Below are 21987 nucleotides of genomic sequence, written 5' to 3' on the forward strand. Positions count from 1 at the left end.
TTATAATTGACCATCGTTAGGCCCCTCCACAACGTTTGCTTATCGAAGGGGACATCGAATCACTGCTCAGTATCGCCACTCCCCAACTCTTTCAACTTAATCTCAGCCAGCGGATGCCCGGCCTTCAAAGCAATACGCCAAAAACGCGCCGCTTCCACCGGATCCGGCGCCTTGCTCGGCGTCCCCGCCAGGCAGATCGCACCAACCTGATACGCCGCCTTGCCATCCCCCGCCAACGCCGCCAGGCGCAGTAACCTCACCCCTTCCTCACGAGCCCCAAGACCGACGCCACGAAAGGTCAGAATGTGGCCGTAAAAGCTCTGGACACCAACATCCCCCAAGTTCGCCATGCGCGCGAACTGGCCCTCGAGCCATTTCCAGCCTCGCGGTTGACGCACAAACCACGACCAGTGAAACAACCGGCGGGCGAGCCAGTAGCCGGCCCGCGCCTTGATTCGTAAAAACACTCAGGCTTCCGCCGATTCCGGGTACTCATATTCAAACACCCGCACCACTTCCGAGGCATGCCAGGACGCGGCAGCCACGCCATCGGAGGGCCCGGAGAAACGCCCGAGGCGCTCGACACATTCGAAGAAGCCGGTACGCGGCAAGCGGCTCGCGCCCTGGCTGATGACCAACGAGCTGCGCAGCGGCTGCTCGGCCTTGGCGTCCAGCGCGGCCAGGTGCTCAAGGGCGGCGGTCAGGGTTTGCATGGCGGGTGTGGGTAGCTGCAAACGCTCCAGCAACGCCCGATAAGTCAAAAGATGGCGCTGACGGCGCGCCTGATCCAGTTCCCCCAGCAATCCGTCCCAATGTTGACGACTGATGCGTACGCTCACGATTCATCCCTCCACCCTGGCACCGTCAATTCCCAGGCCAGGCTGCGGCGAATTGCAGCGTCGGGTTGACGCTCGCCACTTTCGATCAAGGCCAGATAAGACGGGCTGATGCCTACCGTGCGGGCCAGCGCCTCGATGGCGATGCCCTTCCCTTCGCGCAAACTGCGTAGTTGATCCAGACCTGGAAGAATCTGGTCTGGTGCCGCCACGGGACGCGCTGTGGCGTCGTGTGGTGGTTGTTGCTTGATGCCTGCTGCTTTCAGTAGAGCCTGATACTGAGCCCATGGCAGAACCGCATATTCGGGTTCGCCTTCGCGTGTAATTATCTGAATATCCATGACTACCCCGTAGGACAACGACACTTAGCGAGTCGGCACTTTTCCCTAGAAGTGTAATCCTAACAGCGGCCAAGGTCGCGCGGGGGTATGAATATGGATGATACTGAATCGGTTCAGTTTTCTTTCGGGCCCTGAAGTTGCAGCTGTTCCGGGGTATCGGGCAGGCGTTCGACCACTGCGAGTTTTTCCGGTAACTGACGTTTGCGCCAGGCGCGGAAGGCGTTGAGCTCGTCATCGAGGACTTTCATCAGCCAAGCCAGCACGGCAATGTCGTCGAGCATGCCGAATACCGGGATGAAATCCGGGATCGCATCCACCGGGCTCAGGAAATACATCAGGCCCGCCACCACCGAAACCAGTGCTTTCGGGCTGATGGCCCGGTACTCGCCACGCCAGTAGGCCAGGCAGAGTGCCTGCAACAGGCGCAGATCGTCTTTGAGCTTGCCCAGGCGATTGCCCTGGCTGGCCCCTTTGCTGGCAACTGCGAACAGCAGGGTCGGCAAACGACCACGGGCGAGCAGGCGTCCGGCCAGAGGCAGGAAACGAGCGAAATTCCAGGGCGTTTTCATCTTTTCCTCCCACTGAAATGTTATCCACACAAATTGTGGATAACCTTGTGAACAGAGCTGCATTTCACCGCTGGAAGCCCCGTTTCATAAGGGTCTGACTCAGATCGGGCGTTTTTTACTCACATAAAAAAACCCAAGAATTCATTGACTTGGCGCCTCGGGCCGTCTAGCTCTGACGTCCTCACGGACTATGACTTCAGCGTGCTGCATCCGTTCGCTTTGTTTACCTCCACTGAACGCCAGATGCAACAACGCCCCGCATAAGCGAGGCGTTGTTTTTAGAGCAGACGCGAATTACTTGGCGGCGTCTTGTTTGGCTGGATCCTTGATGGCCAGCAGCTCCAGGTCGAATACCAGCACCGAGTTGGCTGGAATCGCCGGGCTTGGGCTTTGGGCGCCGTAAGCCAGGTCGCTAGGGATGTACAGTTTGTACTTCTCGCCAACGTGCATCAGTTGCAGGCCTTCGACCCAACCCGGAATCACACCGCTGACCGGCAGATCGATCGGGCTGCCGCGCTCGACGGAGCTGTCGAAAACAGTGCCGTTGGTCAGTTTACCGGTGTAGTGAACAGTCACTACGTCGGTCGGCTTGGGCTGTGCGCCATCGGCCTTCTTGACCACTTCATATTGCAGGCCGGAAGCCGTGGTGATGACACCGGCTTTCTTGCCGTTCTCTTCGAGGAATTTCTTGCCGGCCGCTGCCGACTCTTCGCTCATCTTGGCCAGACGCTCTTCAGCACGCTTCTGCAGTGCTGCGAAGGCTTCAACCAGTTCCTCATCCTTCAGCTTTTGTTCTTTCTTGCCGACGGCATCTTCGATGCCTTGGGCTACAGCTTTGGAATCCAGATCATCCATGCCTTCCTGAGCCAGGCTCTTGCCCATGTTCAGGCCAATGCCGTAGGAAGCTTTTTGCGCCGGGGTTTTCAGCTCTACGCTGGTCTGCGAATCACAACCCGCAAGTACCAGGCCAACCAGGGCCACCGCCGCCGCCAACCGATGCTGTTTCATGCTATTTCCTTGTTCATGCGCCTAAAGGGCAATCGAGTAAAGCCGCGAGCTTATCAGGCCGCCACGACCAATGGCTACCGGCATGAGAGCAGCAAACATCCGATAAGTTCAGGTGCCTAAACGCATTTGGGCAATAGAAGAATGAAGCTTCTGTCATCTTGCGCCCACAGCCCCGGATACCGGTTCCCACAGCCTCTGGCGTAATGGCCTCTTGCCGCACCTCGTCAGCTGAGGCATAAGAGAGCTACAAATTGACAAGGATGTTTCTCTTGCGCCTCATATTCCGCTTGCTGATTCTGATCGCCGTATTGCTGGGCCTGGGCCTCGCCGTGGTGCTGTACTACGTCGCCAACCCGAAATTGCCAGCCTGGTCCCCCGCGCAACAGGTGCATTACCTGGAGCAATGGAGCGCTGCCGACCGCCAGGCTTACTACTTCACGCCTCAGGGCACCCAGGTCAAAGGCTTGCGCTATGACTGGTTCAACGCCCTCGAACTGCCCTTCTCGCAAAGCCGGTTCGCCGCTCCCGAATACCTCGCGCGCTTTGGTTTTCTGATCGACCCAAGCCTGAAAGCCACGCCGAACAATCCCGCAAACCTGCCCGTGGGTTTTGCCCGTCATCAAAACCCCGGTAGCCAGGACGAGTTTCTGGACATCACCTGCGCCGCTTGCCACACCGGCGAATTACGCTTCAATGGCCAGGCCGTGCGCATTGACGGCGGTTCGGCCCAGCATGTGTTGCCCTCCAGTGTCCCGACCCTGCGCGGCGGCAGCTTCGGCCAGGCACTGGTGGCCAGCCTCGCCTCGACTTACTACAACCCGTGGAAATTCGAACGTTTCGCGCGCAATGTTTTGGGTCAGGACTACGACGCGCGTCATCAACAGCTACGCCAGGACTTCAAAGTCTCCCTCGATACCTTCTTGAAAGTGGCCTGGAACGACACCCATCGCGGTCTCTACCCCACCGAAGAAGGCCCCGGCCGCACCGACGCTTTCGGGCGCATTGCCAACGCCAGCTTCGGCGACGCCATTTCGCCCGCCAACTACCGCGTGGCCAACGCGCCGGTGGACTACCCGCAACTGTGGGACATGTGGACCTTCGACTGGGTGCAGTGGAACGGTTCGGCGCAGCAACCGATGGCCCGCAATATCGGCGAGGCCCTGGGTGTGGGCGCCACGCTGAACTTCTTCAACAGCAGCGGGCAGCCCCTCAAGGGCGATGACCGCTACCCGTCCAGCGTCCGGGTGCGCGATCTGTACCGGATCGAGCAAACCCTGCAACGACTCAAACCGCCCGCCTGGCCGGAAACCCTGCTGGGCACCATCGACAAGCCCCTGGCCGCAAAAGGCCGCGCCCTGTTCACTGAAAACTGCGCCGGATGCCACGTGCCCCGCGTCACCCAAATCGATGGCAGACCGGTGCAACATCTGAAATTGCTGCCCGTGGAGGTGATGGGCACAGACCCCGGTGCCGCCAACAATATTGCCGACCATCGCTTCGATCTGACGGCTTTGCAATGGGATCCGGCAGAGCTTGCGCAACTGGACGTACAACTGCATCCCAAACCCACGGAACCCTTGGATTTGAGCCAGTTGTCAGTGGCCAAGGGGCTCGCTTATGTCACTGCTTTCGTGAGCAACCAGGCCTATCGCGAAGCCAATGTGACACCGGCGGAGCGCCCGAACCTGGACGGTTTCGGCCTGCCTATCGGCGTTCAGGAGTTGCGCAGCTACAAAGCCCGACCACTGGCGGGCGTCTGGGCCACACCGCCGTTTCTGCACAACGGTTCGGTGCCGAGCATTTATCAACTGCTTTCGCCCCAGGATGAACGCGCGACCACGTTCTACAAGGGCACCTTCGAATACGATCCGAAACACTTGGGCTATCGCACCGAAGCCTTCAACAACGGATTTGTGTTCGACACGCGTATCACCGGCAATCACAACAGTGGCCACGAGTTCCGCACAGGCGAGCTTGGTAACGGCGTGATCGGTCGCCTGCTGCAACCGCAGGAACGCTGGGCGCTGCTGGAATACCTGAAAGTGCTGGGCGGCCCGCTGGAGTCGCAATTGCCTGACCATCTCCTCAGCGATAAGGATTGACCCATGCTGATCACTCTCTGGTTGCGCCTGGGCGCCTTCCTCGGCAAAACCCTGCTGTGGTTGTTGGGTCTGGGCCTGCTCGGCTGGGCGCTGGTCACGGCAGGGTCCGCCTGGCAGCATCGCGGCCCGGTATCGGCTGAAGAACTGATTCCGGGCGGCGAAGCGGCAATGACCCAGGACATCATTCAGACGGCCGTGCGTATCGTCGATCAACACCGTGAAAGTACCCGCTACCTGCGCGACGCCCACGCCAAGGCCCATGGCTGTGTGAAGGCTGAAGTTCAGGTGCTGCCGGATCTGGCGACGGCGTTACGTCAAGGCGTGTTCAGCGAACCCGGCAAAACCTGGCAAGCGACGGTGCGGCTGTCCAACGGCAATGCCTATCCGCAGTTCGACAGCATCCGCGATGCCCGGGGCATGGCGATCAAGTTGTTCGATGTGCCGGGTAAACAGTTGCTGAGTGACCGACAAGGGCACAGCGAACAGGATTTCGTGATGTTCAACCATCCGAACTTCTTCGTCAGCGATGTCGCCGAGTATCGTCAGAATGTGGCCGCTCAGGCAGACGGCAAAAAGGTGATGGCGTTCTTTCCGGGTTGGGACCCGCGCACCTGGCAGGTTCGCCATCTGTTTATTGCGTTGGCGACACTCTCCCCGGCCCCCGCAAGCCCGACCCAGACCACCTACTTTTCGGTTTCGCCGTACAAGTTTGGTGAAGCCAACGCCAAATTCCGGGTGATGCCGGATCCTGATAGCTGCCCGGCCTACGTGCTGCCCACGCAAAATCAAAACCTGCCGAACTTCCTGCGCAGCGCGTTGAGCCAGCAGTTGTCGACTGACCGGGTGCCGGCGTGTTTCGTCTTGCAGATCCAGCGCCAGGATGCGGGCAAGTACATGCCGATCGAAGACACCAGTATCGAGTGGAGCGAAAGCGATGCACCCTTCGAAACCGTGGCCAGGATCAAACTGCCCGCCCAGGACTTCGACACCCCGGCGCTGAACCTGCAATGCGACAACCAGTCGTTCAACCCGTGGTTCGGCCTGGAAGCCCATAGGCCGATTGGTGGGATCAACCGGTTACGCAAAGCGGTGTACGAAGCCGTCAGCGACTATCGACACAGCCGTAACGCCGAACAATAGGCAAGACAGAAACGAAAAAAGCGACCTGTTCGGGTAGTGCCAGTCAGTTAAGCAAAATCCCTGTGGGAGCGGGCTTAACTGAATGGCATTGACCTGTTCGGGTCGCTTTTTCAGTGGATCCGCTAAAAAGCCAAATCCCAGACAGCAAAAAGCCCGCATTAAGCGGGCTTTCTGTGGTGATCTGGCGTTCAGTGTTCCAGATACCGAATATGGCGCAGCGGACGGGACTCGAACCCGCGACCCCCGGCGTGACAGGCCGGTATTCTAACCGACTGAACTACCGCTGCGCGTAGCGTTGAAAGTGGTGGGTGATGACGGGATCGAACCGCCGACATTCTGCTTGTAAGGCAGACGCTCTCCCAGCTGAGCTAATCACCCTTTACCTTCGTTGCGGGGCGCATTGTGCCACAGATTTTCATAAAGTGTTGATTTAATTGATAAAAAATCAAAAAAATCTGAAAACCGGTAAAACGACACGACCTGCAGGAACAACGTTCAAACCTTGGGCAGAAAAAAACCCGCGTTAGCGGGCTTTTCCGTGGTGACTTGGCGTTCAGCGTTCCAGGTTACCGAATATGGCGCAGCGGACGGGACTCGAACCCGCGACCCCCGGCGTGACAGGCCGGTATTCTAACCGACTGAACTACCGCTGCGCGTAACACTAAAGCGAATGGTGGGTGATGACGGGATCGAACCGCCGACATTCTGCTTGTAAGGCAGACGCTCTCCCAGCTGAGCTAATCACCCTTCACTTTCGGTGTGGCGCGCATTCTACGGAGCGACCACACCTCTGGCAAGCACTTTTTTAATTAATTTTTTCAGGCCTTCCAAAGGCTTAGCGAAGGGTTGGCCTATGGCGCCGCTAAGAGAATAATGCCCCCTTTGTATATAAGGAGAGACTTACCCCATGTGGTTCAAAAACCTGCTTATCTATCGCCTGACCCAAGATCTGCCTTTTGATGCCGAGGCGTTGGAAACTGCACTGGCCACCAAACTGGCGCGTCCATGTGCAAGCCAGGAGTTGACCACCTACGGTTTCGTCGCGCCATTCGGCAAGGGCGAAGACGCGCCGCTGGTGCACATCAGCGGAGACTTCCTGCTGATCGCCGCCCGTAAGGAAGAACGCATTCTGCCGGGCAGCGTCGTGCGTGACGCAGTGAAGGAAAAGGTTGAAGAGATCGAAGCCGAACAAATGCGCAAGGTCTACAAAAAGGAACGCGATCAGATCAAGGATGAAATCATCCAGGCGTTCCTGCCCCGCGCCTTTATCCGTCGCTCGTCGACCTTCGCCGCCATCGCGCCGAAACAGGGCCTGATCCTGGTGAACTCGGCCAGCCCGAAACGTGCCGAAGACCTGCTGTCCACCCTGCGCGAAGTGATCGGTTCGCTGCCGGTGCGTCCGTTGACGGTGAAAATGTCGCCGACCGCCACCATGACCGAGTGGGTCACCACCCAGAAAGCCGCGGACGACTTCTTCGTGCTGGATGAGTGCGAACTGCGCGACACCCACGAAGACGGCGGCATCGTGCGCTGCAAGCGTCAGGACCTGACCAGCGAAGAAATCCAGCTGCACCTGAGCACCGGCAAAGTGGTCACTCAACTGTCGCTGGCCTGGCAGGACAAACTGTCGTTCGTGCTCGACGACAAAATGGTGGTCAAGCGCCTGAAGTTCGAAGACCTGCTGCAAGATCAGGCGGAACAGGACGGTGGCGACGAAGCACTGGGCCAACTGGACGCCAGCTTCACCCTGATGATGCTGACCTTCGGCGACTTCCTGCCGGCACTGGTTGAAGCGTTGGGCGGTGAAGAGACCCCACAAGGCATCTAAAGGCAAATTATTGTCCCTGTGGGAGCGAGCCTGCTCGCGATAGCGGAGTTTCAGTCAACATCATTGTTGAATGTCAGTCCCTCATCGCGAGCAGGCTCGCTCCCACATTGGTTTTGTGGTGCTACTTAACAATAAGGATCAGGCCATGCGCGCATTGGCTGCATTGAGTCGTTTTGTCGGCAACACCTTCGCTTACTGGGTACTGATTTTCGCCGTCGTGGCGTTTGTGCAACCGGTTTGGTTCATCGGCTTGAAAGGCGCCATTGTGCCGCTGCTGGGGCTGGTGATGTTCGGCATGGGCCTGACCCTCAAGCTCGAAGACTTCGCCGAAGTCGCTCGCCATCCATGGCGCGTGGCCCTGGGCGTGGTCGCCCATTTCGTGATCATGCCCGGTGTGGCGTGGTTGCTCTGCCAGGCTTTCCACCTGCCGCCGGAAATCGCCGTCGGTGTGATTCTGGTCGGCTGCTGCCCAAGCGGCACCTCGTCGAATGTGATGACCTGGCTGGCTCGCGGCGACCTGGCGTTGTCGGTGGCCATTGCCGCCGTCACCACCCTCCTCGCTCCGCTGCTGACGCCGGCGCTGATCTGGCTGCTGGCCTCGGCCTGGTTGCCGGTGTCGTTCATGGAGCTGTTCTGGTCGATCCTGCAAGTGGTGTTGCTGCCGATCGTGCTCGGCGTGGTTGCCCAGCGCGTGTTCGGGCATCGGGTTCGCCACGCGGTGGAGGTGTTGCCGCTGGTGTCGGTGGTGAGCATCGTGATCATCGTCACCGCTGTGGTGGCCGCCAGCCAGGCGAAGATTGCCGAATCCGGTCTGCTGATCATGGCCGTGGTGATGTTGCACAACAGCTTCGGCTACTTGTTGGGTTACTTCACCGGGCGCCTGTTCAACCTGCCACTGGCTCAGCGCAAATCCCTGGCACTGGAAGTCGGCATGCAGAACTCCGGCCTGGGCGCGGCACTGGCCAGTGCACACTTCTCGCCGCTGGCGGCGGTGCCAAGCGCATTGTTCAGCGTCTGGCACAACATTTCCGGGGCGCTGCTCTCGACGTATTTCCGTCGCATGAGCGAGAAACAAGATCGGCAAATCGCGGCTCAGCAGGCTACTGACTAAGCCGAAACTTGATCCTCGGGTTAATGATCGGCACTCTATTGCGCAACGCGAGGACGACCTCGCGGCTCGATCGAGTGATTAATCCGGGGACGACCCCATCCATCGATGGAGGTCCTTGATGTCCTGGATCATTCTGTTTTTTGCCGGCCTGTTCGAAGTCGGCTGGGCTGTGGGCCTGAAATACACCGACGGCTTCAGCCGCCCTCTTCCTACCGCACTGACCGTTGCCGCCATGGCGATCAGCCTTGGCCTGCTGGGCCTTGCCATGAAGGAGTTGCCGCTGGGCACAGCCTATGCGATCTGGACGGGTGTGGGTGCGGTGGGCACCGTGATCGCCGGGATCATCTTGTTTGATGAGTCCATGGCGCTGTTCAGGCTGGCCAGTGTGGCGTTGATCATTACCGGGTTGGTTGGGCTCAAGGTTAGCGCTTAGGCCACTACCGCAATCGCGAGCAGGCTCGCTCCCACAGTGGATTTGTGAACGGCGCAGAACCATTGTGGGAGCGAGCCTGCTCGCGATGAGGCCCGCAAAGTAGTCACCGACTATCTAACCGCCCCACGCAACTCCCCCACCAACCCTTGCAATGTCGCCGGCTCAGCCGCTTCAACGGCCACCGCCGGCCCCGCTACCAGGGTCACCCGCGACCACAGCCTGCGAAACACGCCCTTGTCCGGATCACGGCTGAAGAAACTCCCCCACAAACCCTGCAACGCCAATGGAATCACCGGCACCGGCGTTTCTTCGAGAATCCGCGTCAGCCCGCCCTTGAACTCATTGATCTCGCCATCGGCGGTCAATTTGCCTTCAGGGAAAATGCACACCAACTCACCGTCCTTCAGGTACTGGGCGATGCGGGTGAAGGCTTTTTCGTAAATCTGGATGTCTTCCTGACGCCCCGCTATCGGAATTGTCCCGGCCGTGCGGAAGATGAAGTTCAGCACCGGCAGGTTGTAGATTTTGTAATACATCACAAAGCGAATCGGCCGACGCACTGCGCCGCCAATCAGCAACGCGTCGACGAACGACACATGGTTGCAAACCAGCAGCGCCGCGCCTTCATCGGGAATCAGGTCCAGGTTGCGATGCTCGACACGGTACATGGAATGGCCAAGCAGCCAGATCATGAAGCGCATGCTGAATTCCGGGACGATTTTGAAGATGTAAGCGTTGACGCCAATGTTCAGCAGCGAGACCACCAGGAACAGCTGCGGGATCGACAGTTTGGCGATGCTCAGCAAGACGATCGACACAATCGCCGACACCACCATGAACAGAGCGTTGAGAATGTTGTTGGCGGCGATCACTCGGGCCCGTTCGTTCTCGACGGTGCGGGACTGGATCAATGCATACAGCGGCACGATGTAGAAACCACCGAAGACCCCAAGCCCCAGGATGTCGATCAACACCAGCCAGGTGTGACCGAAGCCAAGAACTTCGATCCAGCCATGGCCGGCAACGCTGTCCGGAATCCCACCGGAATGCCACCACAGCAACAGGCCAAATACGGTCAGACCGAACGAGCCGAACGGCACCAGACCGATCTCGACTTTGCGTCCGGAGAGTTTCTCGCAGAGCATCGAACCCAGTGCGATACCGACCGAGAACACCGTAAGAATCAACGTCACCACAGTCTCGTCGCCGTGCATCCATTCCTTGGCATACGCCGGGATTTGCGTCAGATAAATCGCCCCGACGAACCAGAACCAGGAGTTGCCGACAATCGAGCGCGATACCGCAGGGGTTTGCCCCAGGCCCAGTTTCAAGGTGGCCCAGGACTGGCTGAAGATGTTCCAGTTCAGGCGCATTTGCGGCGATGCCGCCGCGGCCCGGGGAATGTGGCGGCTGGCCAGGTAACCGAGCACCGCGATACCGATGATTGCCGTGGACACCACCGGCGCGTAGTTGCTGGCGGACATCATGATTCCGGCGCCAATCGTCCCGGCGAGAATTGCCAGAAAGGTGCCCATTTCCACCAGACCGTTTCCGCCCACCAGCTCTTCTTCGCGCAAGGCCTGCGGCAAGATCGAGTATTTCACTGGCCCGAACAGCGCCGAGTGGGTGCCCATGGCAAACAGCGCCACCAGCATCAGCGACAGGTGATCGAACATGAAACCGACCGCGCCCACCGTCATGATGACGATTTCCCCGAGCTTGATCAGACGGATCAGCGCATCCTTGGCGAATTTTTCCCCGAACTGCCCGGCCAGCGCCGAGAACAGGAAGAACGGCAGGATAAACAGCAACGCACACAAGTTGACCCAGATCGAACGGTCACCCTCAATCGTCAGCTTGTACAAAATGGCGAGGATCAGCGACTGCTTGAAGATGTTGTCGTTGAAGGCCCCGAGGGACTGCGTGACAAAAAACGGCAGGAAGCGCCGAGTGCGAAGCAAGGTGAACTGCGAGGGGTGACTCATCTTCCATGTGTCCCTGATTTTGGGTAGCTGATTTTGGGTAGAGAGTGGTGTGAATGCTGTTATTGGAATATCGAACGTCCATCCAGGCCACACATTACCTAATCTTTGCCGGTTATTTCTTTAATCCTGCGATACACGGCGACACAAACAACTCGCCCCGCCACGCCCCCTGCACGGTACGTTTGGCGACAATCAGCCACATCACCGCCAACATGGCCACCAACACGCAACCAAAGACACTGAAAAACGCCAGGTTCAAGGTGCTGGCCAGTTTCAGCGTGGCCAGGGAGTAGACGCCCAGCGGGAACGTGAAGCCCCACCAGCCGAGGTTGAACGGGATACCGGCGCGCAAGTAACGCACGGTGATCAGCAGCGCCATCAGCATCCACCAAAGCCCGAAGCCCCACAGCGTGATGCCGGCCACCAACCCAAGCCCCGCCGCTATTTCACCGATACCCGGCAGACCGTTGGCGGCAAAGATCGCCGGCGCGTCGGCGCCCAACAGCAACATACCCAACGCACCGGTGCCAATCGGGCCGAGGGCCAGCCAGCTCGAGGCGGCCATATTCTCGTGGGGCAACTTATGCAACGCCATGCGCAACAACAGGATGGTCAGAATGCTGAACGCCACCGGCAGGGAAAAGGCCCAGAGCACATAGCTGGTGACCAGCACCACCCATTGTGAATGAGCATCGGCCAGGTGCGGTGCCAGCAGGCCGCCGCTGGCAGCCGCCACTTCCGCCGCCACCACCGGCAACAGCCAGACGGCGGTCATCTGGTCGATGCTGTGTTCCTGACGGGTGAACATCATGTAGGGAATCAGTACGCCGCAAGCCAGCGACATCGCCACGTCCAGCCACCACAGCACTTCGGCGACATGGATCACGCCGTCGCCCCAGCGCGGCAGACCGAACAACAGAAAGCCATTGATGATGGTCGCAAGCCCCATGGGAATGGTGCCGAAAAACATCGAAACCGTGGAATGGCCGAAAATCCGCCGCGCCTCGTCGAAGAACATTGCCCAACGCGCGGCATACAGAGTCGTGAACAAAACAAACAAGGCGATATTGAACAGCCACAGGCCTTCGGCCAATGCATGCAGACCGGGATTCGACACCGGCAATTGCGCAAGCGCCAGCGCCAATACCCCGGTGCCCATGGTCGCGGCGAACCAGTTGGGGGTGAATTGGCGGATGGCTTCTCGAGGGTGCTGCAAATGACTGAACGGCTTGATACCGGGCTTAACGCTTTGGGTGCATGTCATGGTGAACTCCTGCCCTCTAGTGAGGTGGAGCTCATGGTAGATCCATATCGAATATCGATATAACGGGTAATATCTCTATCTGTTATCTATTTTGCAGATAATAGATCAGACGCTGCCTTCCGTCTCGACCACCAATACTCTCGCCACACCCAATGGATGAGCCACATGCTCGGTGCCCACCGACGCATAAAAAATATCGCCGACCTCGAGCAGCGTTTCCTTCTCCAGGCCCTCTTCGCGATAACGCATTTGCACTTGCCCATCGAGCACCACGAACACTTCCTGGCCATCGTTCACGTGCCATTTATAGGGCTGATCGGTCCAGTGCAAACGAGTGGTGATGCCATTCATGTTGGCAATGTCCAGCGCCGCCCAGGCACGATCGCCGGTGAAGGATTTGCTGCGGATGATATTCATGGGGCGGTCCGTCGAAATGAATGGCAGCGCCAAGGCTAACGGTCATCGAACATCGACGCCACAGGCTTTGGCGGGTTGCTCACGGATCAACCCAAACAGCGCACCGAGCGACAGGATGATGAGCACCGCGCCGTAACCGTCAGTGGTCGCCACCAAACCAAAGGTGCGGGTCAGGTTACCGGCCAGCAACGACGGCAAGCAGAACGCCAGATAACTGAGCACATAAAACGCCGACATCAACCCCGCCCGCTCATGAGGCAAGGCCAGCGGCACGATGCTTCGCAGGGCACCCAGGAAGCCCGCGCCAAAACCGCTGCCCGCCACCAGGGTGCCGAAGAAAAACAACGGCAGGCTGGCGCTGTGTACCGCCAGCAGAATCAGCGCAACGCCTGCCGGCAGCAGGCTCGCCCCCAACAGCAAGACCTTGTCGGCCGGCCGATTGCGCAAGGTGTAGATCATTGATGCGCCCGTTACCGTCAACACGGCCACCGTCGCCCCGCCAATCAGATTCGACGTGGACCCAGTGGCTGTCCGCACCAGAGACGGCGCCAGGGAAGCGAAAAAACCACCGAGCGCCCACACCGCCAGATCTATCGGCAGCACCCGCCACACCATACGCCGCGCTTGAATCGGCACATGCAGGGTCGGCCGTAACGAGGCCCAGGCACCCGGTTGTCGACTGACGCTTTCCGGCAGACGCCAGACGTACAGCGCTTGGATCACAAACAGCGCGAACAGCACCCAATAGGTCAATTGCAGCGGCAGCGGCGCAAACTCGGCCAACAAGCCACAACCCATGGCACCCAGCGCCATGCCCAGCAACGGCGCCACACTATTGACCATCGGCCCTTGCTGACGGTCGGTGTCCAGCAGCGCCGCACTCAAAACGGCGGTGGCCATTCCCGTGGCAAAACCCTGCAGGACCCGTGCACCGATCAACCAGGCGACGCTGTCGGCATTGATAAACAGCAACATCGCCAGCATGTTCAGCAACACGGCGGTAAAAATCACCGGTTTGCGTCCCAGATAGTCCGAGAGCGACCCCACTGTGAGCAGCGCCGCCAGCAAGCTGAGGGCGTAAACGCCGAAAATCAGGGTCAGGGTCGCCGCCGAGAACTGCAGGCGCTCCTGATACAAGTGATACAACGGGGTCGGCGCTGTGGAAGCGGCGAGGAAACTGAGTAAGGTGATCGCCAGAAACCACAGGCTGGAACGGTTTGACGTTAAACGGGACATAAGCACACTCCGCAAAAGCTAACTTTTTGCTTTTGCGGAGTGTGCTACTGACTTTCGCTTAAAGCAAATTCTTTGTGTTAAGGTCCGCCGCATGGCTATTAAAGAAGGTTTACGCCCTGGCGGCCGCAGCGCCAGGGTTCAGGAATCAATTCATTCGGCAGTCCGCGATCTCCTCGAAGAGCAGGACCGCGCCAGCGTGACCGTCCCGCAAATCGCGGCCCGGGCCGGGGTGACACCGTCGACCATTTACCGGCGCTGGGGCGATTTGTCGGCGCTGCTGGCCGACGTCGCCCTCGCCCGCATGCGCCCCGACAGTGAACCGGCCAACACCGGCAGCCTGCGCACTGATGTGCGGGCCTGGGCGGAGCAGTATCTGGATGAGATGAGTTCCGAGCCCGGGCGCAATATGATGCGCGACGTGCAATCCAGCGCCACGCCGGGCTATTGCGTAGCGATCATTGGCGGGCAGTTGCAGACGATTCTGGATCGCTATCCCGATCAGCCGAAGCCGAGTGTCGACCGGCTGATCAATATGGTGGTGGCGCCGACGGTGTTTCGCATCCTGTTTTCGGCGCAGGCGCTGGAGGTTGAAGAGTTGCATCGGTTGATCGATATTGCGTTGAGTCAGTGAGGGCGCTATCGCGAGCAGGCTCGCTCCCACAGTTGATCTTCAGTGGACACATAAATAGTTACCGGCATAGATCCAATGTGGGAGCGAGCCTGCTCGCGATGAAGTCCGCACAGGCACCAAAGATCTGACGGTCTCCCAACCTGCGACACCCCGCCGCGCCACGACCTTGGTCGACACTGACTAACTCAGGCGGTCATGCGAGACTGTCCTGACCGGGCGGAGTCCCGGATGTCTTCTGTCTGGAGTTCCCATGTCGCTGTCCACCGGGCTGATCGCCACCGTCGCCCTGGCCTATATGGCCATCCTGTTCGCCATCGCCTTTTACGGCGACCGTCGCAGCACGCCGTTGCCGCCACGGGTGCGTGCCTGGGTGTACAGCCTGTCGCTGGCCGTCTATTGCACCAGTTGGACGTTCTTTGGCGCCGTGGGCCAGGCGGCCGAACAACTCTGGTCATTCCTGCCGATCTACCTCGGGCCGATCCTGCTGCTGGTCTGCGCGCCGTGGGTCCTGCAAAAAATGGTGATGATCAGCAAACAGGAAAACATCACCTCCATCGCCGACTTCATCGCCGCCCGCTATGGCAAATCCCAGTCGCTGGCGGTGGTGGTGGCGCTGATCTGCCTGGTCGGCGTACTGCCCTACATCGCCTTGCAACTCAAAGGCATCGTGCTGGGCGTGAACCTGCTGATCGGCGCCGGCGCCGACGCCATGGGCACGCGCGCACAGGACACGGCGCTGATCGTATCCCTGGTGCTGGCGCTGTTCACCATCGTTTTCGGCACCCGTAACCTCGACGCCACGGAACACCACCGCGGCATGGTGCTGGCGATTGCCTTTGAATCGCTGGTCAAACTGTTCGCTTTTCTCGCGGTCGGCGCGTTCGTGACCTACGGCCTGTACGACGGTTTCGACGACCTGTTCGACCAGGCCATGCTCGCCCCGCGCCTCGAGGCCTACTGGAAAGAAACCATCAACTGGCCATCCATGGTGGTGCAGACCGGTGTGGCGATGATGGCGATCATCTGCCTGCCCCGGCAGTTCCATGTGACCGTGGTGGAAAACATCGACCCCCAGGACCTGCGTCTGGCCAAGTGGGTGTTCCCGGCCTATCTGGCACTGGCGGCATTGTTTGTCGTGCCGATCGCGCTGGCCGGTCAGATGATGCTGCCCAGTTCGGTGCTGCCGGATTCATTCGTCATTAGCCTGCCCCTGGCCCAATCTCACCCGGCCCTGGCGATGCTGGCGTTTATCGGTGGCGCTTCGGCGGCGACCGGCATGGTGATCGTCGCCAGCGTGGCGCTGTCGACCATGCTCTCCAACGACATGCTGCTGCCGTGGTTGCTGCGGCGTAACAACGCCGAGCGACCATTCGAAGTGTTCCGCCAGTGGATGCTTTCGGTACGCCGAGTCAGCATCGTGGTCATTCTGTTGCTGGCCTACGTCAGCTATCGTCTTCTGGGCTCGACCGCGAGCCTGGCGACCATCGGCCAGATCGCCTTCGCCGCCGTGACCCAACTGGCCCCCGCCATGCTCGGCGCGCTGTACTGGAAACAGGCTAACCGTCGTGGCGTGTTCGCCGGGCTGGCCACCGGGACGTTCCTCTGGTTCTACACCCTGGTGTTGCCGATCGCCGCCAACAGTCTCGGCTTGCCCCTGAGCAGTTTTCCGGGCCTGGCCTGGCTGCAAGGCAACCCGTTGAACCTGCCGATCACGCCGCTGACTCAAGGCGTGGTGCTGTCCCTGGCGGGCAACTTCACTTTGTTCGCCTGGGTCTCAGTGTTGTCGCGCACGCGGGTTTCGGAACACTGGCAGGCCGGTCGCTTCATTGGCCAGGAAATCAGCGCCCGCCCCAACGCTCGCTCGATGCTGGCGGTACAGATCAACGACTTGCTGCAACTGGCCGCCCGTTTCGTCGGCGAAGAACGGGCTCGTCAAAGTTTCATCCGTTTCGCCTACCGCCAGGGCAAAGGCTTCAACCCGAATTTGAACGCCGACGGTGAATGGATCGCCCATACCGAACGCTTGCTGGCCGGTGTACTCGGCGCGTCATCGACTCGGGCGGTGGTAAAAGCCGCCATCGAAGGTCGGGAGATGCAACTCGAGGATGTCGTGCGAATCGCCGACGAAACCTCGGAAGTGCTGCAGTTCAACCGCGCCCTGCTGCAAGGCGCCATCGAGAACATCACCCAGGGCATCAGCGTGGTCGACCAGTCGCTGAAACTGGTGGCCTGGAACCGGCGTTACCTTGAGCTGTTCAACTACCCCGACGGCTTGATCAGCGTTGGCCGGCCGATCGCCGACATTATTCGCTACAACGCCGAGCGCGGCCTGTGCGGCCCCGGCGAAGCGGAAGTGCACGTTGCCCGCCGCTTGCACTGGATGCGTCAGGGCCGGGCTCATACCTCCGAGCGGCTGTTCCCCAACGGCCGAGTGATCGAGCTGATCGGCAACCCGATGCCCGGCGGCGGTTTCGTCATGAGTTTCACCGACATCACCGCGTTCCGCGAGGCCGAGAAGGCGCTGACCGAAGCCAATGAAGGCCTCGAACAACGGGTCACCGAACGGACCCACGAATTGTCGCAACTCAACCTTGCCCTGACCGAAGCCAAGGGCACCGCCGAATCGGCCAACCAGTCGAAAACCCGTTTCCTGGCCGCCGTCAGCCATGACTTGATGCAACCGCTGAACGCCGCGCGACTGTTCTCTGCCGCCCTCTCCCATCAGGAAGACGGCTTGTCCAGCGAGACCCGGAAACTGGTTCATCACCTGGACAGTTCACTGCGCTCGGCCGAAGACTTGATCAGCGACCTGCTGGACATTTCCCGCCTGGAAAGCGGCAAGATCAACCCTGATCGCAAGCCCTTCGTGCTCAATGAGTTGTTTGACACGCTGGGTGCCGAGTTCAAGGCATTGGCGCAAGAACAAGGGCTGAAATTCCGCGTCCGGGGCAGTTCGCTGCGAGTCGACAGCGACATCAAACTGTTGCGGCGGATCTTGCAGAACTTCCTGACCAATGCCTTCCGCTACGCCAAAGGGCCAATACTGCTTGGCGTTCGGCGATGCAAGGGTGAGCTGTGCCTGGAAGTCTGGGACCGTGGACCGGGCATTCCGGAAGACAAACAGCAGGTGATTTTCGAAGAGTTCAAACGCCTCGACAGCCACCAGACCCGGGCCGAGAAAGGGCTGGGCCTGGGGCTGGCGATTGCCGATGGGTTGTGTCGCGTACTGGGTCACTCCTTGCGCGTGCGTTCCTGGCCGGGTCGCGGCAGCGTGTTCAGTGTCAGCGTGCCGTTGGCTCGGGCACAAACCGCGACGCCGGCCAAAGTCGCCGAACTCAATGGTCATTTGCTCAGCGGCGCGCAGGTGCTGTGTATCGATAACGAAGACAGCATCCTGATCGGCATGAACAGTTTGTTGACACGCTGGGGTTGCCAGGTCTGGACCGCACGCAACCGTGATGAATGCGCGACGCTGCTTGGCGACGGGGTGCGCCCGCAGTTGGCACTGGTGGATTACCACCTGGACGATGGCGAGACCGGAACCGAGTTGATGGCGTGGTTGCGCACGCAACTGGGCGAGCCGGTGCCGGGGGTGGTGATCAGTGCAGATGGGCGGCCAGAGACAGTGGCCCAGGTGCATGCCGCGGGCCTGGATTACCTGGCCAAACCGGTGAAACCGGCGGCGTTGCGGGCGTTGTTGAGTCGGCATTTGCCGTTGTGATGTGCCAGGCTTGAGTCCTTTGGCGACAGAGCTGACGCCTTCGCGAGCAGGCTCGCTCCCACAGTGGATCGGTGTTGTTGCACACATCGAGTGAACAACCCAAAAACCTGTGGGAGCGAGCCTGCTCGCGATGCTTTTCAGCTATTCAGGCAATTCGGCCAAGCCATCGACATCGGTCATCGCCCGCTCCAGCAGGTCCGCCGGCAAGCTCTTGCTGGCCCGCGCCCCAAGCAATTTGAGCTGTTCACTGCGACTGACCAGGTTGCCACGGCCTTCTGTCAGTTTATTGCGTGCAGAGCTGTAGGCCTTGTCCAGTTGCTGCAAGCGATTGCCGACCTCGTCCAGATCCTGAATGAACAACACGAACTTGTCGTACAGCCAACCGGCGCGCTCGGCGATTTCCCGGGCGTTCTGGCTCTGCCGCTCCTGTTTCCACAGGCTGTCGATGACCCGCAAGGTGGCCAGCAACGTGGTCGGACTGACAATCACGATATTGCGGTCGAAAGCCTCCTGGAACAGCGTCGGCTCAGCTTGCAACGCCGCGGAAAATGCCGCTTCGATCGGGACGAAAAGCAGGACGAAATCCAGGCTGTGCAAACCGTCGAGCCGCTTGTAGTCCTTACCCGCCAGGCCTTTGACGTGATTTCGCAGGGACAGCACGTGCTGCTTGATGGCGATCTGGCCGATGCTGTCGTCCTCTGCCGCCACATATTGTTGATAGGCCGTGAGGCTGACCTTGGAATCGACCACAACCTGTTTGTCGCCGGGCAGATAAATAATCACATCCGGCTGGAATCGCTCACCATCCGGCCCCTTGAGATTGACCTGAGTCTGGTACTCACGCCCCTTCTCCAGGCCCGCGTGCTCAAGCACCCGTTCGAGAATCAGTTCGCCCCAATTGCCTTGGGTTTTCTGCCCTTTCAAGGCGCGCGTCAGGTTGGTGGCTTCGTCGCTCAGCCGCAGGTTCAGTTGTTGCAGCCGTTCCAGTTCCCTGGCCAGGGAAAAGCGCTCGCGGGCCTCGGCCTGATAACTTTCCTCGACGCGTTTTTCGAACGACTGGATACGTTCCTTCAACGGATCGAGCAATTGCCCCAATCGCTGCTGGCTGGTTTCGGCAAAGCGCTGCTCACGCTCATCGAAAATCTTGCCCGCCAGCTCGGCGAACTGCGCCCGCAGCTCGTCTCGCGAGCCTTGCAGGTCGTTGAGGCGCTGTTGATGGCTTTCCTGTTGCTCGCGCAGCTCGGCATTGAGGGAGGCGGCCTGAGCGTCCAGGCGACGCAACTCAGCCTCTTTGCCGGCGCGTTCGATGTTCCAGGCGTGGGCCGCGTCGCGGGCGTCGTCGCGTTCGATCTGGAGCAGTTCGACCTCACGGCGCACGGCGGCCAGATCAGCCTGTTTGGCGGCGTTGGCCTGGCTCAGGTCAGCGATTTCATCACGGCAGGTGTCGAGCTGGGCATTCAAGCCGTCCTGCGTCAGCTGGGCCATGGCGAGGCGCTCTTCCAGCAACGCCAGTTCGGCCTGCCCCGCGCTCGCCCGACGCTGAAGTTGCCAGGCCAGTACCAGTAACGGCAACGCAGCGCCCGCCAGCCCCAGCAATGCGCTGGTCAAGTCCATCGCCATAGCCACTCCTGCCGATTCGATAAAGCGTGAAGGTTAACCAAGGCGTCAGGTCTTGGACAGCTCAGTCTTCGATCAGGCCGAGTTCCTGTCGGGCGCGTCGGTCCCCGGCACGCGCGGCCTGGCGCAACAGCTCCTGGCCAATGCGGCGATCCCGGGCATTACCGCATTCGCGGCACATCAGCTGGCCGAGGCGGCTTTGCGCGGCCACGACGCCGTCACGGGCAGGCTGCTTGAGCAGACGTCCGGCCAAGTGTTTGACATTGGAATTTTCGCCCAGGCGCGGGCTGTCCAGCAGCCACTCGGCCACACGCATCGAAAAGCGCTTGGGTGGGGTAACACTGGAGGTTGTTGAGGCAGCAGAGACTGATACTGAGCGAAACTTCATAAAGCACTGTGGGGCAGATCGGAAGGCGCGCACTCTACTCTTTTTTCGTACAGGTAAAGCCGGAAAAAGCCTGCACGCCCGTCCTAGAGCAAGTGCTTGGGACAATCCACAGAAGCTGTGGATAACTCAGTGGACAACCGCCCTTGAACTCGCGCAAAGCCGTGTGGAATGGGGCCCGCAGTCAAACTGACGATTTTTTCACCAGTAAAAAAAAGCGATGTTTTTCATTGACTTAAATTTTCGTTACAGGCAGCCACCCCCGTTGAGGCGAGGATGACAGTGGAATGACAACCCGCGCAACTTATGTGCACAAGTACCTGCGAGGCGGTTATATCGATGCGCTTTTTCGGCGCGTTTTGTCGGCAACGCCTGGGGATAAACCCGGGCAACCTGCGCTACCGATTGATCCTGGCTCGATCGTCCTCTCAGGACAACAGCCGGGTTCCGGGCTATTAGGGGGCACATGTCTGCAAGTAGACTTTTCCGATAACTCATCCAGACGTGGTCGGCAGGCACTCCAGCGATCTTTTTACGAACAGGCTTCCCTTCGGCCACTCAATCCGTTAGTATCCGCGGCGTTAGTACCAAGCTGAAAGTCAATTCTGGTCGAACAAATCCCCCCGGTCAGCCTTCCTGAAGAAGCCTCCACCGACAAAGCGGGATCGACCACCTCGATGGTTTCCAGGTAAATCTTGCGCCAACACAGCCTTTGAATCGAAAGCAAAGGGTGTTGCGAAGCTCACTTACTCTGACCGAACCAACCTGCAAATTGATCAGGATCTTCACCCCGGGCCCAGAACCTTTGCCCTTGATGTGTCGCCTGCCCTCCTAAGTACCTACCTGCCAGCCCAAGCGCGCCAACTTATCAGCGCTTCAAACTGGCTGCTTTGTTCCAGTCGGGTTCTTCGTTCGACCAATGGTGGTCGTCGTCACTGGAACGTTTTAACTTTGCACGGTTCTTATCCGTGTCGCTTGTAGGAACACCCAATTATGTCTACTCAAATCCACACTCAGGATGCCATTCGCACCCTAACCAACGCTTTTGCACCAATGAACTGCCTGATCATGGCCGCTCGCAAAGGCTGCTTCAGCTTTACTCTGGTCAACGAACACGGCATCGCTCGTCATAGCGAACGCCTGTACCCCGATCAATACTCCAGCGCAGAACCGCTGCAAGCTGTGATCGAGCGTACTCGCCAGGCACTGGTTGCCTGAGGCGCCAGAAAGGCTGAAAACCTCAAAAGCCCTGCTGAAAAGCGGGGCTTTTTATTGTCCGATATTTCTCTTTTTGCCCCCACGGCCTAAGCACTAACCGATATAACCGTTATAACTCGAAGCCGGAAATATTTTAAAAACAGTC

19 protein-coding genes and 4 tRNA genes are annotated in these 21987 nt (G+C 59.5%); 8 read left to right on the plus strand and 15 right to left on the minus strand.

Annotation, left to right across the window (positions count from 1 at the left end):
* Positions 1-59: 59 nt before the first annotated feature.
* The 5 genes from QMK51_RS19775 to QMK51_RS19795 all read right to left on the minus strand — a co-directional run bounded on the left by QMK51_RS19775 (position 60) and on the right by QMK51_RS19795 (position 2754).
* The gene (locus QMK51_RS19775; protein WP_320391320.1) at positions 60-467 is read right to left on the minus strand and encodes a sel1 repeat family protein; all 408 of its coding nucleotides are present in this window, start codon (positions 465-467) and stop codon (positions 60-62) included.
* Positions 468-839: a hypothetical protein gene (locus QMK51_RS19780; RefSeq protein ID WP_003223109.1), complete on the minus strand. Its 372-nt coding sequence runs from the start codon at positions 837-839 to the stop codon at positions 468-470. It lies immediately after the preceding gene.
* Positions 836-1177 (minus strand): helix-turn-helix transcriptional regulator, encoded by a 342-nt coding sequence (locus tag QMK51_RS19785; protein WP_320391321.1) that lies wholly within the window; start codon positions 1175-1177, stop codon positions 836-838. Before QMK51_RS19785 ends, QMK51_RS19780 begins: the two co-directional genes overlap by 4 nt.
* A 113-nt stretch (positions 1178-1290) precedes the next feature.
* Positions 1291-1746, minus strand: coding sequence for a YkvA family protein (locus tag QMK51_RS19790; RefSeq protein WP_320391322.1), 456 nt, complete (start codon positions 1744-1746; stop codon positions 1291-1293).
* A gap of 294 nt (positions 1747-2040) precedes the next feature.
* The gene (locus QMK51_RS19795; RefSeq protein WP_258696863.1) at positions 2041-2754 is read right to left on the minus strand and encodes an FKBP-type peptidyl-prolyl cis-trans isomerase; all 714 of its coding nucleotides are present in this window, start codon (positions 2752-2754) and stop codon (positions 2041-2043) included.
* A 269-nt stretch (positions 2755-3023) separates the two neighbouring features.
* On the opposite strand from QMK51_RS19795, the gene QMK51_RS19800 reads away from it, so the two are divergent.
* Together QMK51_RS19800 and QMK51_RS19805 are read left to right on the plus strand one after the other, a co-directional pair.
* Complete coding sequence (locus tag QMK51_RS19800; protein WP_320391323.1) at positions 3024-4856, plus strand: di-heme-cytochrome C peroxidase; 1833 nt, start codon at positions 3024-3026, stop codon at positions 4854-4856.
* 3 nt (positions 4857-4859) lie between these two features.
* Positions 4860-5996 carry a catalase family protein gene (locus QMK51_RS19805; protein ID WP_320391324.1) on the plus strand — a complete coding sequence of 379 codons (1137 nt, stop codon included), beginning with the start codon at positions 4860-4862 and terminating at the stop codon, positions 5994-5996.
* A gap of 210 nt (positions 5997-6206) precedes the next feature.
* Here the strand turns inward: QMK51_RS19805 and QMK51_RS19810 are convergent.
* The 4 genes from QMK51_RS19810 to QMK51_RS19825 form a co-directional block, all read right to left on the minus strand.
* A tRNA-Asp gene (locus QMK51_RS19810) sits at positions 6207-6283 on the minus strand.
* A gap of 15 nt (positions 6284-6298) precedes the next feature.
* Positions 6299-6374, minus strand: a tRNA-Val gene (locus QMK51_RS19815).
* A gap of 198 nt (positions 6375-6572) precedes the next feature.
* Positions 6573-6649 (minus strand) — tRNA-Asp (locus tag QMK51_RS19820).
* 18 nt (positions 6650-6667) lie between these two features.
* Positions 6668-6743 (minus strand) — tRNA-Val (locus QMK51_RS19825).
* Between the two features lie 160 nt (positions 6744-6903).
* Between QMK51_RS19825 and rdgC the strand changes: the two genes are divergently transcribed.
* The 3 genes from rdgC to sugE all read left to right on the plus strand — a co-directional run bounded on the left by rdgC (position 6904) and on the right by sugE (position 9368).
* Positions 6904-7824: a recombination-associated protein RdgC gene (rdgC, locus tag QMK51_RS19830; protein WP_258696866.1), complete on the plus strand. Its 921-nt coding sequence runs from the start codon at positions 6904-6906 to the stop codon at positions 7822-7824.
* Positions 7825-7969: 145 nt separating this feature from the next.
* The gene (locus QMK51_RS19835; RefSeq protein WP_320391325.1) at positions 7970-8935 is read left to right on the plus strand and encodes a bile acid:sodium symporter family protein; all 966 of its coding nucleotides are present in this window, start codon (positions 7970-7972) and stop codon (positions 8933-8935) included.
* A 118-nt stretch (positions 8936-9053) separates the two neighbouring features.
* A complete protein-coding gene (sugE, locus tag QMK51_RS19840) occupies positions 9054-9368 on the plus strand; it encodes a quaternary ammonium compound efflux SMR transporter SugE (RefSeq protein WP_320391326.1) in 315 nt (104 codons plus the stop codon).
* Between the two features lie 110 nt (positions 9369-9478).
* Here sugE and QMK51_RS19845 read toward each other — a convergent pair whose 3' ends face one another.
* From QMK51_RS19845 to QMK51_RS19860, 4 genes are all read right to left on the minus strand, one after another.
* Positions 9479-11353: an MFS transporter gene (locus QMK51_RS19845; RefSeq protein ID WP_320391327.1), complete on the minus strand. Its 1875-nt coding sequence runs from the start codon at positions 11351-11353 to the stop codon at positions 9479-9481.
* Positions 11354-11465: 112 nt separating this feature from the next.
* A complete protein-coding gene (locus tag QMK51_RS19850; RefSeq protein ID WP_320391328.1) occupies positions 11466-12617 on the minus strand; it encodes a TDT family transporter in 1152 nt (383 codons plus the stop codon).
* A gap of 105 nt (positions 12618-12722) precedes the next feature.
* On the minus strand, positions 12723-13034 hold the full coding sequence (locus QMK51_RS19855; RefSeq protein WP_320391329.1) for a cupin: 312 nt from the start codon (positions 13032-13034) through the stop codon (positions 12723-12725).
* Positions 13035-13076: 42 nt separating this feature from the next.
* A complete protein-coding gene (locus QMK51_RS19860) occupies positions 13077-14270 on the minus strand; it encodes an MFS transporter (RefSeq protein WP_320391330.1) in 1194 nt (397 codons plus the stop codon).
* Between the two features lie 91 nt (positions 14271-14361).
* On the opposite strand from QMK51_RS19860, the gene QMK51_RS19865 reads away from it, so the two are divergent.
* The gene (locus QMK51_RS19865; RefSeq protein ID WP_320391331.1) at positions 14362-14901 is read left to right on the plus strand and encodes a TetR/AcrR family transcriptional regulator; all 540 of its coding nucleotides are present in this window, start codon (positions 14362-14364) and stop codon (positions 14899-14901) included.
* Positions 14902-15151: 250 nt separating this feature from the next.
* On the plus strand, positions 15152-18622 hold the full coding sequence (locus QMK51_RS19870) for a PAS domain-containing hybrid sensor histidine kinase/response regulator (protein ID WP_258696871.1): 3471 nt from the start codon (positions 15152-15154) through the stop codon (positions 18620-18622).
* A 141-nt stretch (positions 18623-18763) separates the two neighbouring features.
* On the opposite strand, the gene rmuC is transcribed toward QMK51_RS19870, so the two are convergent.
* Both rmuC and QMK51_RS19880 read right to left on the minus strand, forming a co-directional pair.
* Complete coding sequence (gene rmuC, locus QMK51_RS19875; RefSeq protein ID WP_258700770.1) at positions 18764-20128, minus strand: DNA recombination protein RmuC; 1365 nt, start codon at positions 20126-20128, stop codon at positions 18764-18766.
* Between the two features lie 175 nt (positions 20129-20303).
* Positions 20304-20627: a sel1 repeat family protein gene (locus tag QMK51_RS19880; protein ID WP_258696872.1), complete on the minus strand. Its 324-nt coding sequence runs from the start codon at positions 20625-20627 to the stop codon at positions 20304-20306.
* Positions 20628-21617: 990 nt separating this feature from the next.
* On the opposite strand from QMK51_RS19880, the gene QMK51_RS19885 reads away from it, so the two are divergent.
* A complete protein-coding gene (locus QMK51_RS19885; protein ID WP_007898912.1) occupies positions 21618-21842 on the plus strand; it encodes a hypothetical protein in 225 nt (74 codons plus the stop codon).
* The last annotated feature ends 145 nt before the right edge of the window (positions 21843-21987 follow it).

This window comes from Pseudomonas sp. P9_31, from assembly GCF_034008235.1.
Classification (GTDB): domain Bacteria; phylum Pseudomonadota; class Gammaproteobacteria; order Pseudomonadales; family Pseudomonadaceae; genus Aquipseudomonas.